Raw genomic sequence first — 14906 nt, forward strand, 5'->3', positions numbered from 1 at the left:
GGCATCGGACTAGATGCCGCCCCGCAGGGCGTTGGCCGGTTCGATCCGTGACGCCCGCAGTGCCGGGTAGGTGCCGGCGACCAGCCCGATGACGGTCCCGAGTGCCGGCGCTGCGAGCGCCATCCACCCGGGCATGACCGGAGCCCATCCTTGGCTCGCCGCGATGACGACCACGGCGGCGACGCCGATCGCGGTTCCGGCGAGGCCGCCGATAATCCCGGTGATGCCGGTCTCGACCATGAACTGGGCGCCGATGTCGCGGGAGGTCGCGCCAAGCGCCCTCCGCAAGCCGATCTCGCCCGTGCGCTCCTTGACGGAGAGGATCGTGACGTTGATGATGCCGAGCGCGCCGGCCAGCAGCGAGATCACGCCGAGCAGGAGGAAGGCGAAGTTGGTGTCGGACTGCGCCTGAGCCGCCCGCTCCGATCCACGCGCCGCCTCGGATCGGAAGTCATCCGGGCTGTTCGGCGACAGCGCGACGGGCAGTTGGCGCTCGAGCAGCGGCCCGAGTCCGCGCTTCACCCGCACGTGCAGTTCGTCGCCCGCCGGGGCGTGGAAGTCGGCTCTCGCGGTGCTGTCGGGAACGATGACGGCGCTCAGGAGGTCGCGCCGCTGCTCGGTCGCATCCAGGATGCCGATCACCGTGTACGGAAGCGAACCGATGAAGACGGTGGGCTGCCGGTCGACCCGGTCGACGCCGAGTTCGGCGGCGGCGTCCTTTCCGAGCACGGCGACGCGGTCGCGGCGGACGCTGTGTCCGGCGTCGAACGTGCGCCCCGTCCGCACATGTGCGGTGACCGCGTCGAACAGTCCGGGCGAGGCGGAGAACACCACGGGCGGCAGAGTCTCCGCCGCCGATGGGTCGTTCACCGGGACCGTGGTGATGGCGGCGTCACCGGTCGGCACCTCGGTGAGCACACCGGCCGCCTCCACTCCGGTGAGCCGGAGCGCCCGGCTCTCGGCGTCGTCCGGGAACGCCGAGACCGGCTTGGAGGTGCCGGTGGTGTCGCGGCTGGTCTCCGGTGCGACGACGAAGTGCGTCGCCTGCGCGGGGTCGAGCTGGAGGCGGAGCTCCGCAGCGGTGGTCTGGGCGAGGCCGACGGTGACGACGAGCGAGCCGATGCCGAGAACCGTGCCGATGGTGGTCAGCAGGAGGCGCCCGGGATGGCCGCTCAGCCCGCGGGCGGCCTCGGCGACGAGGTCCTGCGTCGTGAACCGGTCGGGATCGCCGCGACGGAGGCGCATCTTCATCGGGTTACCACCGCATCGTCGGCGAGATGCCCGTCGACGATGCGCCCGTCGACGATCCGCCCGTCCACGATCCGCACCATACGGGGGGCGCGCTCCGCGACGGCGGCATCGTGGGTGATGACCACGATCGCCATGCCGTCGCGGTTGAGGTCTTCGAAGAGTTCCATGACCTGGCCGGAGGTGCGCTGGTCGAGGTTGCCGGTCGGCTCGTCCGCCAGCAGCAGTTTCGGCGAGGTCATAATGGCGCGCGCGACCGCCACCCGCTGGCGCTCGCCACCGGACAGGGTGACCGGCGTGAAGGTGGTGCGGTGGCCCAGGCCGACGCGTTCGATGGCGCTCTCCGCCCTCGCGAGCCGTTCGGCGCGCGGCACGCCGCTGTACAGCGTCGAGAGCAGCACGTTCTCGAGCACGGTCCGCTCGGGCATGAGGTGGAACGACTGGAACACGAACCCGATGCTGCGGGCGCGCAGGCGGGCGCGGTCGTCCTCGCCGAGTGAGGTGGTCGCGACGCCGTCGAGGAGGTACTCGCCGGATGTCGGCTGGTCGAGCAGACCCAGCAGATTCAGGAGGGTCGACTTGCCGGATCCACTCGGCCCGACGATCGACACGTAGCCGCCGGCCGGGATGCGGAGCGAGCTCGGGTGCAGCGCCGTCACCGCCGGGGGCCCGGGGAACACTTTCGCGAGGTCGATCAGGTCGATCAGCGTGTCGGTCACCGGCCGACCACCACGAGGTCGTCTGCACGGAGCTTGCCGGTGACTTCGACGAGACCGTCGGCGGCGAGTCCGGTCTCGACCGGGACCATCCGGGTGCGGTCGCCATCCGCGACCTCGACCCGGCTTGCCCCACCGGGTCCGGCGGACAGCGCCGCTGCGGGCACCACCAGGACCTTGCCCTCGGTCGCCTTGACCGGGATCGTCACGCGTGCATTCTGGCCTCGGAGCTGTTCGACCTGGGCCGGTGTCGGAGAGGCGAGGGCGAGTTCGACATCCCAGCGGGGTGCCGACTTCTCCTGCTTCTGACCGTCCTTCCCGTCGTCCTTGTGCGGCGCGACGGCTGTTACGGTCGCCGCTGCCTCGCCGCCGCCGGGGAGTTCCACGTTCGCCGTCTGGCCGGGCTTCAGGAGCTCGGCGTCGCTCTTCCCGGCGGGAGCCGTGAGGGACAGGGTGGCACCGGAGACCACCATCGCGGTGCCTTCGAGGATCTTTCCTCGCTCGGTCCGCACCTCATCCACTCGGCGGGGGAGCGTGGGCAGGAACAGCACCTCGTTGGCGGGGAGCGGCGTCAGCGCAGCGGTGTTCGCCTTGTCGAGGGCAGCACGGGCCGTGGTCAGCTGCCGGCGGGCGGCCGTCAGCGCCGCCGACTGGCTGCTGGTGTCCGGGGCGGCGAGGCCGACGTCGCGCTGCGTCAGCGCCAGCCGTAGGGCGTCCTCGGCGCGGGCGGCAGCCGCGGCGTCGCCCGAGGCGCGGGCGTCGGCCTGCTCGCGTTCGGCGGCGCGCACCGCGTTGTCGAGCTCGACGCGCCGGGCGGCGTCTGCGCCCTTGCGGGCGGCGGCGAGGTCGCGCTCAGCGGCGGCGACCGCGGACTCCGCGGCTGTGACGCCCTCCTGAGCGCTCTCCACCGCGGCAGTGCTGTCGGTTCCGGCCGCGGGCGGCGTGTACCCCACCTTCTGGTAGAGCGCCGCGACGGCCTTCGCCGTGGCGCTGTCATACGTGTCGGAGCCGCCGGGGTCGATGCCGACGGAACGCAGAGCCTCCTTGAGCTGGGCCACATCCGGTCCGGTCTGCCCGGCGCGCAGGGTGCGGTAGGACGGCAACGCGCCGGGGAGGGTGATGACCGGGCGACCGGACACCTCCAATGCCACGCTGAGCGGGTTCAGCGTGGCGCCCACCTCGGGTACGCTTCCGGTCACCACAGCGGGCCCGCTCAGCTCGCCGGAGGCGATCTTCACCTCGACGGCGTCGTCGAACGCCGCGTCCCCGCGCAGCTTGACCGTGTTCCGCAGCACCTTCGACTCGACAGGGACCGTGATGGGTCGGCCGTCTTTCGGCGTCTCGGCGGCACCGGCGGACGAGAGCAGAGCGCCACCGGTGTAGCCGGCGACCAGGCACACGACCGATGCCGCGGCGACCAGCCACAGGATGCGGTTGCCGCGGAGCACGCGCAGCCAGCCGCCGACGGCGGTCCCCGGTGCGGGGGAGCCGGACTCGGGATCGCCGGACTCGGGATCGCCGGGCCGCTTCGCGTCGCCCGCACCGGTCGCGTCGTCCGCTTCGCCGGTCAGCAGCTCGAGCGCGTCGTGCTCGCCTGCAGCGGCCGGATTGCGGTCATCCCGGCCTCGCCGTCGCGGGCTCACTTCTTGTCCTGGTAGGTGGCGACGAGCTCGTCCAGTGCGGCCTTGTTGTCCGCGATGAACTTCTTTTCGAGGTCGAACTGGGCCCGCAGCTTGATGTCCGTGTAGTCGGTCTTCTTGGCGCAGCGGAAGTCGGCCAAGGCGATCTTGATCTCGGCGTCGCGTGCCTTCTTGAGCTCTGCGGCGGACGGGGTGGGGGGCGTGCCCCCCGACTCTTCGCTTCCGCCGTATAGCGCGCTGTTCTTCTCGGACGCGTACTCGACGGCGTCCTGCTGCTTCTTCAGTCCGGAATAGCCTGCATCGGCCATGCACTCGGACCACTTCGCGGCGGCGGCCTTCACCGCGGGGACCTTTTCGGTCTTCTCCTCGATCGCGTTCATCTTCTCCAGCAGCGGCGCGTACTTCTTGTCCTGCCAGGCGAAGCCCTTTCCGCCGTTGGCCTTGCGGTACGACTTGTCGTAGCAGCCGGCGGTCTTCTCGTCGTACTCACGGATTGTGCCGTCCTCGGTGGGAGGCTGCTCGCCGTGGAGCGCAGCGTAGTAGGCCTGCTGCTGCGACTCCGACAGGGAGGCGACATAGTCGTCGTTCGGGTCGGCGGGTGAGTCCTCGGTCGGTGACACGGACATCCCGTAGCCGTTCTTCGAGATCCACTCCTCGGTCTGCTGCTTGGCCATCTCATCCACCCCGATTACGGCCACACCGCGGTCATTCGGTGTGTACTCGAAGCCCTCGTCTGTCATGCACTGGGCGACGAGTTTCTGGACGGTGCGCTCCTGCTCGCGCAGCGCTTCCGAGTTGTCGGCGCCGAAGGCCGAGCCGAGCATTTTGACCAACGGGCTGTCCTTCGGGCTGAGCGCTGCGGCGCTCCCCGAGGCTGTGCATCCGGTCAGTCCGGCGCCCGCGGCGACCGCAAGCGTGACGGCGGTGACGAGGATGCGGGTGGAGAGTCGGCGAGAGTGCATGGGTGTGGCTCCTTGGTTCGAGTGGTGCGGGCGACCGGCGATGCCGTCGCCGGACCGTGCTTCGAGTCCAGCAGGGGCGCATGCGCAGGTCATCCCTCCAGGGACGGAACCGTATCAGACCCTGGTACGAGACATACTGCGTGCCAATGCATGCATACGCATGCAAAGTCCCTGCGCGAGCCCCGTCATCGGACAGGGGCGCCCTGCTGTCGCGTGACCGCAATCGAATACATATTTCCGATTCTCATACGCTTGCCCCAGTCAAACGAAAGGACACTCATGCAAAGCCCCTACACCCTGCGCTCCCGAAGGGCGCGCGCCCTATTTGCGGGCGCGGTAGCCATCACTGTGAGCGCAACCGGCCTGCTTGGTGCAGCACCGGCTCAGGCAGCTGCCTCGCCTGCGTTTGAGATCTTCTATTCACCGAACTGCAATGCGGGTGTCTCGGCTTCACGTGTTTACACCGGAGTCAATACCGGCGAACACTGGATAAACGACACCTTCAATAGCAAGCAGTGGGGATCGGCAGGCTATGGGCAGAGCATCCGCAACAACGCTGCCTCGATGTGGGTGTCAAATGCGACGGTCAACATCTTTCCGTCCTCTGAGACCTATACGGCTTACAGAAGTGCTGGTCAGTGCTTCAACCTGAATGAGTTGAGGAACCGCAACGTAGCTTGGAGCGTTTGGGCGCTCTAGACGGGTTCTCGCCCCATGGCCGCTGTTCCGTCGAGGGGGACAGCGGCCTCAGCCGCTCGACTCTCCACGAGCCTGTCCCTGAAGCCTTGGCGTCAACAGCTACAGATCTAGAAGCCGGCGAAGTTGACCGTGAGGGTAGAGCCTTTCGGCTGCTGGGTTCCGGCGCCCGGCGTCACTTTCGAGACCACCAGTGACGCCGAGACCCCCGGAACATCGGCCAGCGGGTTGTACTTGAGCTTGAAGCCGGCGTCCGTCAGTGCCTTCTTGGCCACATCCCACGTCTTGTTCACGACATCCGGCACGGTCACCGGCTCCGGGCCCTTCGAGGTCTCCAGCAGCAGGGTGTCGCCCGGGTGCACCGGCTCCTTCTGCGGCTGCGCGGAGATCACATCGCCCTCCGCGACGGTGTCGCTGTAGCTCTGCGGGCCGGCCGATGTGAGCAGACCGACCTTGCTGAGGGCGGCCGAGGCGTCCGCAACCGACTTGCCTGCGACGTCCGGGATGGGGCCGGAGGACACGACGAGGTTGACCGCCGCCGCCTCGAAGTAGGAGCCACCGCCGGAGATGTCGGCGCCGTTGTCCGCGCGGGTCGCCGCCAGTACGGTGTTCGCGGGCACCTTGGCGTCGAACTGCTGCGCTACGTCTCCGACCTTCGCGCCCGCACCGGTGATGGCCTTCTTGGCGTCGTCCACGCTCAGACCGGCCAGTGCCGGGATGTCGACGGGCTTGGGCCCCTGCGACACGCGGAGGGTGACTTTGCTTCCACGCCCGGCGGGAACACCGGCCCCGGGGTCGGTGCTCGAGACCAGCCCCTTCGCCACCGTCGTGCTGTACTCGGGAGCCTGGGCGACCGTGAATTCGAGCTTCTGCAGCTTCGCCGTCGCCGCCTCCGGAGCCGTGTTCACGACGTTCGGCACGGCGACCAGCGAGCCCGGCCCGGCGCCGAAGTACCACCCGGTTCCGCCGGCCACGCCCGCGAGCAGGATGACGAGCGCGAACAGCCACCACCCCTTCGAGCGGCGCTTGGCGGCGGCCTTCGTGAGCGTCGCCGTGGCGGCGGGGGTGCTCGACGCCATCTGCTGGCGGATGGCCGGGTTGATGATCTGCGTGTCGCCCGTGCTCACATCGAGCGGCGGGGACAGCACCATCGTCGGCTGGAGCACGGCCTCACCCCGGAGGGATTTCTCGGCCTCCAGCAGCCGGTCGAGCATCTCGCGGGCGTCGCGCGGGCGTCGCTCCGGGTCCTTCTCGGTCGCCCACAGCACGAGCTCGTCGAGCTCCGCCGGGACGGCCGGGTTCTTCGCACTCGGTGCCGGCACGGCGTCGTTCGCGTGCTGGTAGGCGATCTGCATCGGCTGCTCGCCCTGGAACGGCTGCTCGCCGGTGAGCATCTCGTACATCATGATGCCGAGCGCGTAGATGTCGCTGCGCGCATCCGCGACGCCGCGGGTGACGAGCTCGGGGGAGAGGTAGGCGATCGTGCCGAGGAGGGCCTGCCCGGTGGCCGTGTTGGCGGATGCCGCGCGCGCCAGGCCGAAGTCGCCGATCTTGATGCGGCCGTCGTCGGCCAGTAGCACGTTCTCGGGCTTCAGGTCGCGGTGGACGATTCCGGCCTTGTGCGCTGCGGCGAGACCGGAGAGTACGGCCTCCATGATGTCGATGGTCTGCTCTGGCGTCAGCTTGCCGTAGTCCTTGAGCAGGTCGCGCAGGGTGATGCCGGGCAGATACTCCATGACCAGATAGGCCATGTCGGAGTCCTGGCCCTGGTCGAAGACGTTGACGACGTTCGGATGCGCGAGCCGGGCGGCCGAGCGGGCCTCCTGGACGAAGCGGCTCTTGAAGGTGGAGTCGTCGGCCAGGTGGCCGTGCATGATCTTGATGGCGACGCGCCGCTCCAGCCGCAGATCAGTGGCCAGATAGACGGTGGCCATCCCTCCGCGTGCGATCCGTGAGCGCACCTGATACCGGCCGTCGATGAGACGGCCGATCATCGGGTCGGTCTGGCTCGTGGTCACGGATTCGAGTCTAGGCAACGACGGCGGCACGGACCCGGCAAAACACCGGTGGACGCGAGGCCCGTGACCGGCCTGTGACCTTCCGGGTCAGCCGAGCTCGCTGAGCCACGCCCGCGCCGACGTCTCCCACTTGGCGTAGGCGTCGGGGAACGCGGAGATCTGCACCGCCTGGGCGGCCTGCGTGACGCTCATCGAGGTCCAGCCGGGGATGTCGAGCAGCCCGCGGGTGTGTCCTTTGTTGGGATTCGCGGCGCCGCCGTAGAAGGCGAGGGTGGCCCGAGCCGGGTCGAGCACCTGGTCCGCGGTTCCCCATCCCATGCTGGGCCGCTGCTGGAACAAGCCGAGCGAGTCGCGGTCACCATAACGGACATTGCGGAGGCCGGACTCCTGGGCCGCCGCGGCCAGCGCGACGACGATGCCCTGGGCCGGGACGCCCTGCTGCTCGCCGATCCGGACGATCAGCTGGGCGTTGGCGCGCATCTCGTCGCTCAGCGCGACGACCTGCCCCGCGGCGGCGGTGGGCAGGGGCGCCGGAGCGGCTACGGGCGCAGCGGCGACCGGTGCAGCGGCGACCGGTGCAGCGGCGACCGGTGCCGGCGCGATCGGTGTGTCCAGTGACGCGGTCGTCATACCCGGGATGCCGATTCTCTGGCCGGGGAAGATGAGGCTCGCCGAGCTGAGGCCGTTGGCGGCGAGGACCGCGCGCGTCGTCACCCCGAACCGCCCGGCGATGCCGCTGATCGTGTCGCCGCGGACCACGGTGTACGTCGTCGTGGGGGCGACGGGAGCGGCCGGCGCTGCTTGAGCCACCGGTGCCGCGGGCGCCGGAGCCGCCGCCGCAGGTCCCGCGAGGGCGAGCACCTGGCCGGGGAAGATGAGGCTCTTCCAGCTGAGGCCGTTCATCGCGAGGACGGCGGCGGTCGAGAGCCCGAAACGGGCGGCGATGCCCGACACGGTGTCACCGGACTGGACGCGGTACTGCGCCGGTGCGGCGGCGATGCTGGTCCGGGCGGCGGAGGTGCCTGCGGCGCGGTGGATGGTGCTGGTCACGGTGGACCGCTGGAGCGTGCTCAGGTCGCCGGTGTCGCCCAGGTGGTCGGTGGCCTCCTTCTCGCGAGGAGCGGCCTGAGCGGGCGCGACGAGGTTGAGGGTGACGGCGAGCGAGCTCGCCACCGCGATCGGAACGGTGCCGAGAAGCCCGCGGATCCTGCCGGTGTCTGCCAGAGCCATGGGACCCCCCTGTTCGAGTGACACGACGAGACACCCACGCTGACACAGAACCTAAGAGGAGTCAACAGAAGTGACTGGTGTGAAATGAGTTTACGCGATCGTAACAATCGCTCGAATGTGCAGCGAGCCGTCACTCATGGCACCCTGGAAGGGTGACCGATCACGTCGAGACCACCGAGTGGTTGACCGTCCCTGACCTCGTCGAGCAGTTGGGCCTGAGCGTGAGCCGGGTCCGTCGCCTCATTGAAGACCGCCATCTCGCCGCGAAGCGGGTCGACGGCGTCCTCAAGGTTCCCGCCTCCTTCGTCAAGGACGGCCAGCCGCTGGGCGAGCTCCGCGGCACGCTGATCGTCCTCGCCGACGACGGCTTCACCGACGACGAGGCGGTCGACTGGCTGATCACCGAAGAGGAGAGCCTCGGAGTGTCGCCGATCGAGGCGCTCCGCGCCGGCCGCAAGGCGGAGGTCCGCCGCGTGGCCCAGGCCCTGGCCTGAGCCGCCGCCTCGTCGCCCGAGCCGCCGCCGTCAGGCGGTGCGGCGCGTCACGGTGACGGCGAGGTCGCGCAGCTGCGCCTTGGCAGCGGTGCCAAGTGGCGCCGCCTCGAGCGCCGCGATCGCCCGCGTCACGTTGTCCGCGATCATGCCCTCAACGGTCTCCACCGCGCCGGACTCCCGGATGGTGAGCTGAAGCGTGCGGATCTGCTCCGGTGTCAGCTCCGGGTCGCCGAGCAGCTCGTCGAGTGTCGCGCGCGCTCCGGACGGGATGGCCTGGCGGGTGAGCGCGATCAGGACGGTCCGCTTGCCCTCGCGCAGGTCGTCGCCACTCGGCTTGCCGGTGACCTCCGCGTCTCCGAACACCCCGAGCAGGTCGTCGCGCAGCTGGTACGCGATCCCGAGCGGGAGGCCGAACTCGCGCAGGGACTGCAGTTGTCCGACGGTGGCGCCGGCGAGGCTCGCACCGATGAGCAGCGGCGACTCGATGGAGTACTTGGCCGACTTGTAGACGATCACGCGCTCGGCCCGCGCGAGCTGATCGGAATCCGGACGCCCGACCCAGCCGATCTCCTCGAAGATGTCGAGGTACTGGCCCGCGGTCACGTCCAGTCGCATCCGGTTGAACTCGGCGCGGGCGGCCCGGCGCGCCGCAGCGCTGACCAGCTGGGTGAGGCCGTCGTCGAAGAGCTCGTCGCTCAGGATCAGGAGCAGGTCGCCCAGGAGCGTCGCGGCTCCCGTGCCGAACGACGGTCCGGAACCGCCCCAGCCCTCCTGGTCGTGGAGCCGCTCGAAGCGCTTGTGCGCGGCCGGAGCGCCCCGGCGGGTATCGGAGTTGTCGATGATGTCGTCGTGGACGAGCGCGGCCGCGTGGAACAGCTCGAGGGCGCTCGCCACCGAGACGACCGCATCGAGCGGTCCGCCCACCGTGACGGCGCTTCCGTCGAAGCCGTCGCCGATGGAATCGTCGGAGGTGCGCACCGCCTGCCATCCCCAGAAGCAGAACAGCGCCCGGAAGCGCTTGCCGCCGCTGAGAAAATCCCTTGAGAACGCCGCAACGGGAGCGAGCTCGTCCGCGATGGAGACGAGAATGGAGGCGCGCGCATCGAAGAATCCATCGATTCTTGACTGGATGAGGTCGACGAATCGAATGCTTTCAGACACACGCCTAGCCTAGCCAGACCGGCGAGGCTAGAATCAGGCTCACTAAGCCTCGAACCCGCGAGAAAGAGGGGGAATCGGATGCCGCTTTCGGAACACGAGCAGCGCCTCCTCGAAGAGATGGAACGCAGTCTCTACCAGAACGATGCAGATTTCGTCGCGAAGGTGGGTGGCAAGCGGGCTCGCCCGGCCTACCGCTCGATCGTTCTCGGCATTCTGCTCGCCGTCGTGGGCATCGCGGTGCTCGTGGTCGGCGTCTACTTCCAGCAGCCGCTCGTGGGCATCCTCGGCTTCATCGTCATGTTCGCCGGCGTGCTGCTGTCCATCGCCCCCGGCAAGCGCATCGCGGTCGACCCGGCAGCGCCCGAGCAGAAGGGCGCGAAGGCGCGCGGCGGCCAGACCGGGTTCATGGATCGCATGAACGACCGCTGGGAGAAGCGCAACGACGGCGGCGAGGGCTGACCTCCACTTCGCTCCACTGACTTCCTGACGAAGGGCCGATCTCCGGATCGGCCCTTTTTTGGTGCCCTCCGGACATCCCAATCGCTCCATTTTCCTCCACCCCAAACTTCCGCATGATTCTGCGGGTCCGCGTACCCAATTCGGGGCAATCAGGCCGTATTGCGCGACATTGTGGATGAGAGTGGAGTAAAGTGGAGTCACACCGCAACCTGGGCCGGAGAGTGGGGGTGGCAGCCGATGTTCCTCGGTACGCATGCCCCGAAGCTCGACGAGAAGGGGCGCCTGATCCTCCCGGCCAAGTTCCGGGACGAGCTCGCATCCGGCCTCGTCCTGACCCGTGGCCAGGAGCACTGCGTCTACGTCTTCTCGCAGCGCGAGTTCGAGGCGCTGCACGAGAAGATCCGCCAGGCGCCGGTGACCAGCAAGCAGGCCCGGGACTACCTGCGCGTCTTCCTCTCCGGAGCGAGCGCCGAGGTCCCGGACAAGCAGAACCGGGTGACCATCCCGTCGGCGCTCCGGTCCTACGCGGGACTGGATCGCGACCTGGTCGTGATCGGCGCGGGCAGCCGCGCCGAGATCTGGGATGCGGCCGCCTGGGAGACCTACCTGGCCGACCAGGAAGCAGCATTCGCGAGCACGGAGGAGGAGGTGATTCCGGGACTCTTCTGACCGCGCGTCCCTGACGCCGGACTCCCAGCCATACGCCCTGACACCACTTCCCCGGTGTCAGGTCGGAATGGATGGGGATCCGGAACCAGGGGCAGGCGGCCCGTCCCGAACGGCCATGACCGACGACAACTCCCGCATCCACACCCCCGTCCTCCTCGAGCGCTGCATCGAGCTGCTCGGCCCCGCGCTGCTCCGGCCCGGCGCCGTCTTCGTCGACGCCACGCTCGGGATGGGCGGCCACTCCGCCGGCATCCTCGAACGCTTCCCGGAGGTCACCCTGGTCGGCCTCGACCGCGACCCCGAGGCGCTGGCGATCGCGGGGCAGCGGCTGGAGCGCTTCGGCAACCGCGTCCACCTCGTGCACACGGTCTACGACGGCATCCGCGAGGCGGTCGAGGGCCTCGGCTTCGAGACGGTCGACGGCGTGCTGTTCGACCTCGGTGTCTCCTCGCTGCAGCTCGACCGTGTCGAACGCGGGTTCTCGTACTCGAAGGACGCCCCGCTCGACATGAGGATGGACTCCACCAGCGAGCTGACCGCGGAGACCGTGCTCGCGGAGTACTCCGAAGCCGATCTGCGGCGCATCTTCCGCGAATACGGCGAGGAGAAGCTCGCCGGCCGGTACGCAGCGCGGATCGTCGAGGCGCGCGAGCAGCAGCCGCTGACGCGCTCCGGGCAGCTGGTCGACATCATCACGAAGGCGACCCCGGTCGCGGTCCAGCGTCAGGGGCACCCGGCCAAGCGCGTCTTCCAGGCGCTCCGGATCGAGGTCAACCAGGAGCTCGCGGTGCTGGAGCGCGCCATCCCGGCGGCCATCGACGCGCTGAATGTGGGCGGCCGGATCGTCGTGGAGGCGTACCAGTCGCTCGAGGACCGCATCGTGAAGCGCGAGCTGCAGGCCCGCTCCACCTCCAGTGCGCCGGCGGGTCTCCCGGTGGAGCTTCCGGAGCACCGGCCCGAGCTGAAGCTGCTCATCCGTGGCGCCGAACTCGCCGACGACGACGAGAAGGCCGCCAATCCGCGGGCCACCCCGGTGCGCCTGCGGGCCGCCGAGCGGGTACGTCCTGCCACGACCACCTCCACCACCGCGAAGACGAAGACGAAGACCACCGACAAGACGAGGAGGCGCCCGTGAGCACCAACCTGGCAGAGGCCGCTCTGGCGCCGAACCGCAAGCGTCCCTCGGCCCTGTGGAACGGCGGAGCGCTTCCCGCTCCGGTGGAGGAGCCGAAGCGCACCCACCTCGAGGTGGTGCCGACCCGCTCGCAGCGGCGTGCCCGGCCGCGAGCCCTCTACGCCGCGATCTCGGTCGGCACCCTGCTCTGCGTCGTCGTGGCCCAGCTGCTCCTGAGCATCGGGATCTCGCAGGGCGCCTACCAGCTGAACTCGCTGCAGGCCGAGCAGACCCAGCTGCAGCGGTCGTACCAGGCCGTGTCGGAGGACCTGAACCGTGTGTCGTCGCCGCAGAACCTGGCCGCCAACGCCAACGCCCTCGGGATGGTCAGCAACAGCAGCCCCGCCTACCTCCGCCTCTCCGACGGGGCGGTGCTCGGCGCACCGCTACCGGCGAACGGCGCGGCCGGTACCGTGACGGGGACGCAGGGCAACCTCGTGCCGAACTCGCTGCTCGCCGGCGTGCCGCTCGTCACCCAGGCGCAGCAGGCAGCCGCACAGAACGCGGCCGCGCAGACCCCGGCGGCGCAAACTGGGAATTCCGCAAGCGCGGGTGCCGCTACCGCCCCGGCCACCGCACCGACCGTACCGTTGCAGGGAGCGTTGCCGACCCCGGTGACGCACTGATGACGCACCACTGACGACGGAACGGGCGCAGGCATGGTCACGAAGAGGATGCTGCGGCGGCGGACCGCCGTGACGGTGCTCGCCGTCGCCGCGACCGTCGCCATCCTGGGCGCGAAGCTCGTCGACATCCAGGTCGTCCGCGCCGACGACCTGCAGCGGCTGTCGGTGAAGGCCAAGCAGGTGTCCAGCCCGCTGCTGGGCAACCGGGGCGACATCGTCGATGCGGCAGGCACCGTGATGGCGACCACGATCTACACCTACACGGCTGCGGCGTCCCCGTCGGACGCCATCGCCGGCGGTCGCGACAAGATGGTCGAGGCTGCGGCGAAGATCGGCGCCATCACCGGACAGGGCGGCGACGCGGTCGTGGCGCTGCTCGACAGTGCCCTGAAAGACGACCCGAAGTCGAAGTACGTCCTGATCAAGTCGGGGATGGATGTCGCTGCCTTCGACAAGCTCGACAAGCTCCCCTATCCCTGGCTCACCTTCACCAAGAAGCAGGCGCGCAGCTACCCGAACGGAGCCGTCGCCGGCAATCTGCTCGGCTTCCTCTCCGAGGGCGGCAAGGCGGGGCTCGAAGAGAGCGAGAACGGCTGTCTCGCGGGCGTGGACGGCGAAGAGACCTACCAGCGGGGAGCGGACGGTGTCGCCATCCCGGGCAGCACGGTCGTGCAGAAGCAGGCGAAGGACGGCGGCACGCTGAAGCTGACGATCGACGGCGACCTGCAGTGGTTCGCCGAGCAGACGCTGGCCCAGCAGGTCGGCGCCACGGGATCGAAGTTCGGTTTCGTGACGGTCGCGGAGGCCAAGACCGGCAAGATCAAGGCCGTCGCCCAGTGGCCGTCGCTCGACCCCAACAACATCGAGGCGACGGACCCGTCGTTCTGGCGCCTCCAGCCCTTCACCGACCCCCGCGAGCCGGGCTCGACCTTCAAGGCGCTCACCGCCGCGATGCTGATCGACCAGGGCAAGGCCACCCCGACCACCCAGGTGCTCGCGCCCTACTCCTGGCAGTCCGGCAGCGGCGCTGACCTCCACGACTCGGGCTTCCACGCTCCGCTGCGGCTCACCCTGACCGGCGTCCTGATGATGTCGTCCAACACCGGCATGTCGCAGCTCGGCCGCGCGCTGAGCGACCAGACGCGCTACGACTACCTGAAGAAGTTCGGGATCGGCGACCCGACCGGTCTGCCGTATCCCGACCAGTCCTCGGGCGAGCTCCACCCGGTGAAGGACTGGGACGACCAGACCAAGTACGCCACGATGTTCGGGCAGGGCGTCTCGGCGACGCAGCTGCAGATGGTCGACGCGTACCAGGCGCTGGCGAACGGCGGAACGCGCATCCCGCTGTCGATGGTCGAGGGATGCGAACACCCCGACGGCTCCGTCACCGACGTTCCGAGCAGCAAGCCGACGCAGGTCGTGTCGGCCCAGGCGGCCGCGACGACCCTGGGGATGATGGAGTCGATCGTCACCGACGGCGAGCTCAAGAAGCAGCTTCAGATCCCGGGCTACCGCATCGCCGCGAAGACCGGAACAGCCCAGCAGCCGGACGGGAAGGGCGGCTATCTGCCCTCCTACTACGTCTCGGTGATGGGTGTCGCCCCGGTGGACGATCCGCAGTACGTCGTTTCGGTCAACCTCGGGTTCCCGACTACCATTACTTCGTCGGCAGCAGCCGCTCCGCTGTTCCACACGATCATGAGTCAGGTGCTGAAGACCTACCGGGTGAAGCCCTCCACGTCGAGCCCGGCCGAGTTCCCGCCTTACTACTGAGATCCCGACTTCTGAGATCCGACTTCTGAATCCGACT

General features: G+C 69.2%; 14 protein-coding genes. 7 read left to right on the forward strand and 7 right to left on the reverse strand.

Annotated features, from left to right (window positions below):
• Positions 1–9 precede the first annotated feature (9 nt).
• Genes P3F85_RS05530 through P3F85_RS05545 form a run of 4 tightly spaced genes read right to left on the reverse strand, consistent with a single transcriptional unit; the run spans position 10 to position 4566 of the window.
• Positions 10–1251 (reverse strand): ABC transporter permease, encoded by a 1242-nt coding sequence (locus P3F85_RS05530; RefSeq protein WP_374010247.1) that lies wholly within the window; start codon positions 1249–1251, stop codon positions 10–12.
• A complete protein-coding gene (locus P3F85_RS05535; protein WP_374010248.1) occupies positions 1248–1967 on the reverse strand; it encodes an ABC transporter ATP-binding protein in 720 nt (239 codons plus the stop codon). Before P3F85_RS05535 ends, P3F85_RS05530 begins: the two co-directional genes overlap by 4 nt.
• Complete coding sequence (locus P3F85_RS05540) at positions 1964–3607, reverse strand: hypothetical protein (RefSeq protein ID WP_374010249.1); 1644 nt, start codon at positions 3605–3607, stop codon at positions 1964–1966. The genes P3F85_RS05535 and P3F85_RS05540 overlap by 4 nt, the downstream gene beginning before the upstream one ends.
• Positions 3604–4566 carry a hypothetical protein gene (locus P3F85_RS05545; protein WP_374010250.1) on the reverse strand — a complete coding sequence of 321 codons (963 nt, stop codon included), beginning with the start codon at positions 4564–4566 and terminating at the stop codon, positions 3604–3606. Before P3F85_RS05545 ends, P3F85_RS05540 begins: the two co-directional genes overlap by 4 nt.
• A 213-nt stretch (positions 4567–4779) precedes the next feature.
• Between P3F85_RS05545 and P3F85_RS05550 the strand changes: the two genes are divergently transcribed.
• Positions 4780–5265, forward strand: coding sequence for a hypothetical protein (locus P3F85_RS05550; RefSeq protein WP_374010251.1), 486 nt, complete (start codon positions 4780–4782; stop codon positions 5263–5265).
• 107 nt (positions 5266–5372) lie between these two features.
• On the opposite strand, the gene pknB is transcribed toward P3F85_RS05550, so the two are convergent.
• The gene (pknB, locus tag P3F85_RS05555) at positions 5373–7280 is read right to left on the reverse strand and encodes a Stk1 family PASTA domain-containing Ser/Thr kinase (protein WP_374010252.1); all 1908 of its coding nucleotides are present in this window, start codon (positions 7278–7280) and stop codon (positions 5373–5375) included.
• Positions 7281–7367: 87 nt separating this feature from the next.
• Positions 7368–8510, reverse strand: a complete 1143-nt coding sequence (locus tag P3F85_RS05560) for a LysM peptidoglycan-binding domain-containing protein (RefSeq protein ID WP_374010253.1) — start codon at positions 8508–8510, stop codon at positions 7368–7370.
• Between the two features lie 152 nt (positions 8511–8662).
• On the opposite strand from P3F85_RS05560, the gene P3F85_RS05565 reads away from it, so the two are divergent.
• Entirely contained in the window at positions 8663–9004 is a 342-nt protein-coding gene (locus tag P3F85_RS05565; protein ID WP_374010254.1) for an Rv2175c family DNA-binding protein, read from the forward strand.
• Positions 9005–9034: 30 nt separating this feature from the next.
• On the opposite strand, the gene P3F85_RS05570 is transcribed toward P3F85_RS05565, so the two are convergent.
• Positions 9035–10165 carry a polyprenyl synthetase family protein gene (locus tag P3F85_RS05570; protein ID WP_374010255.1) on the reverse strand — a complete coding sequence of 377 codons (1131 nt, stop codon included), beginning with the start codon at positions 10163–10165 and terminating at the stop codon, positions 9035–9037.
• 78 nt (positions 10166–10243) lie between these two features.
• Between P3F85_RS05570 and P3F85_RS05575 the strand changes: the two genes are divergently transcribed.
• The 5 genes from P3F85_RS05575 to P3F85_RS05595 all read left to right on the forward strand — a co-directional run bounded on the left by P3F85_RS05575 (position 10244) and on the right by P3F85_RS05595 (position 14869).
• Positions 10244–10624 (forward strand): DUF3040 domain-containing protein, encoded by a 381-nt coding sequence (locus P3F85_RS05575; protein WP_374010256.1) that lies wholly within the window; start codon positions 10244–10246, stop codon positions 10622–10624.
• Positions 10625–10861: 237 nt separating this feature from the next.
• Positions 10862–11293 (forward strand): division/cell wall cluster transcriptional repressor MraZ, encoded by a 432-nt coding sequence (mraZ, locus tag P3F85_RS05580; protein ID WP_374010257.1) that lies wholly within the window; start codon positions 10862–10864, stop codon positions 11291–11293.
• Positions 11294–11408: 115 nt separating this feature from the next.
• Positions 11409–12428 carry a 16S rRNA (cytosine(1402)-N(4))-methyltransferase RsmH gene (gene rsmH, locus P3F85_RS05585; RefSeq protein ID WP_374010258.1) on the forward strand — a complete coding sequence of 340 codons (1020 nt, stop codon included), beginning with the start codon at positions 11409–11411 and terminating at the stop codon, positions 12426–12428.
• Positions 12425–13093 (forward strand): hypothetical protein, encoded by a 669-nt coding sequence (locus tag P3F85_RS05590; protein ID WP_374010259.1) that lies wholly within the window; start codon positions 12425–12427, stop codon positions 13091–13093. Before rsmH ends, P3F85_RS05590 begins: the two co-directional genes overlap by 4 nt.
• Before the next feature lie 33 nt (positions 13094–13126).
• Complete coding sequence (locus tag P3F85_RS05595) at positions 13127–14869, forward strand: peptidoglycan D,D-transpeptidase FtsI family protein (protein ID WP_374010260.1); 1743 nt, start codon at positions 13127–13129, stop codon at positions 14867–14869.
• Positions 14870–14906: the final 37 nt, after the last annotated feature.

The organism is Leifsonia sp. T36S-04, from assembly GCF_042465655.1.
Lineage (GTDB): Bacteria > Actinomycetota > Actinomycetes > Actinomycetales > Microbacteriaceae > Leifsonia.

Coding starts and splice junctions, on each gene's coding strand:
- P3F85_RS05575 (WP_374010256.1), top strand. CDS start 10,244: ATGCCGCTTTCGGAACACGAGCAGCGCCTCCTCGAAGAGATGGAACGC.
- P3F85_RS05530 (WP_374010247.1), bottom strand. CDS start 1,251: ATGAAGATGCGCCTCCGTCGCGGCGATCCCGACCGGTTCACGACGCAG.
- rsmH (WP_374010258.1), top strand. CDS start 11,409: ATGACCGACGACAACTCCCGCATCCACACCCCCGTCCTCCTCGAGCGC.
- P3F85_RS05595 (WP_374010260.1), top strand. CDS start 13,127: ATGGTCACGAAGAGGATGCTGCGGCGGCGGACCGCCGTGACGGTGCTC.
- P3F85_RS05545 (WP_374010250.1), bottom strand. CDS start 4,566: ATGCACTCTCGCCGACTCTCCACCCGCATCCTCGTCACCGCCGTCACG.
- P3F85_RS05560 (WP_374010253.1), bottom strand. CDS start 8,510: ATGGCTCTGGCAGACACCGGCAGGATCCGCGGGCTTCTCGGCACCGTT.
- mraZ (WP_374010257.1), top strand. CDS start 10,862: ATGTTCCTCGGTACGCATGCCCCGAAGCTCGACGAGAAGGGGCGCCTG.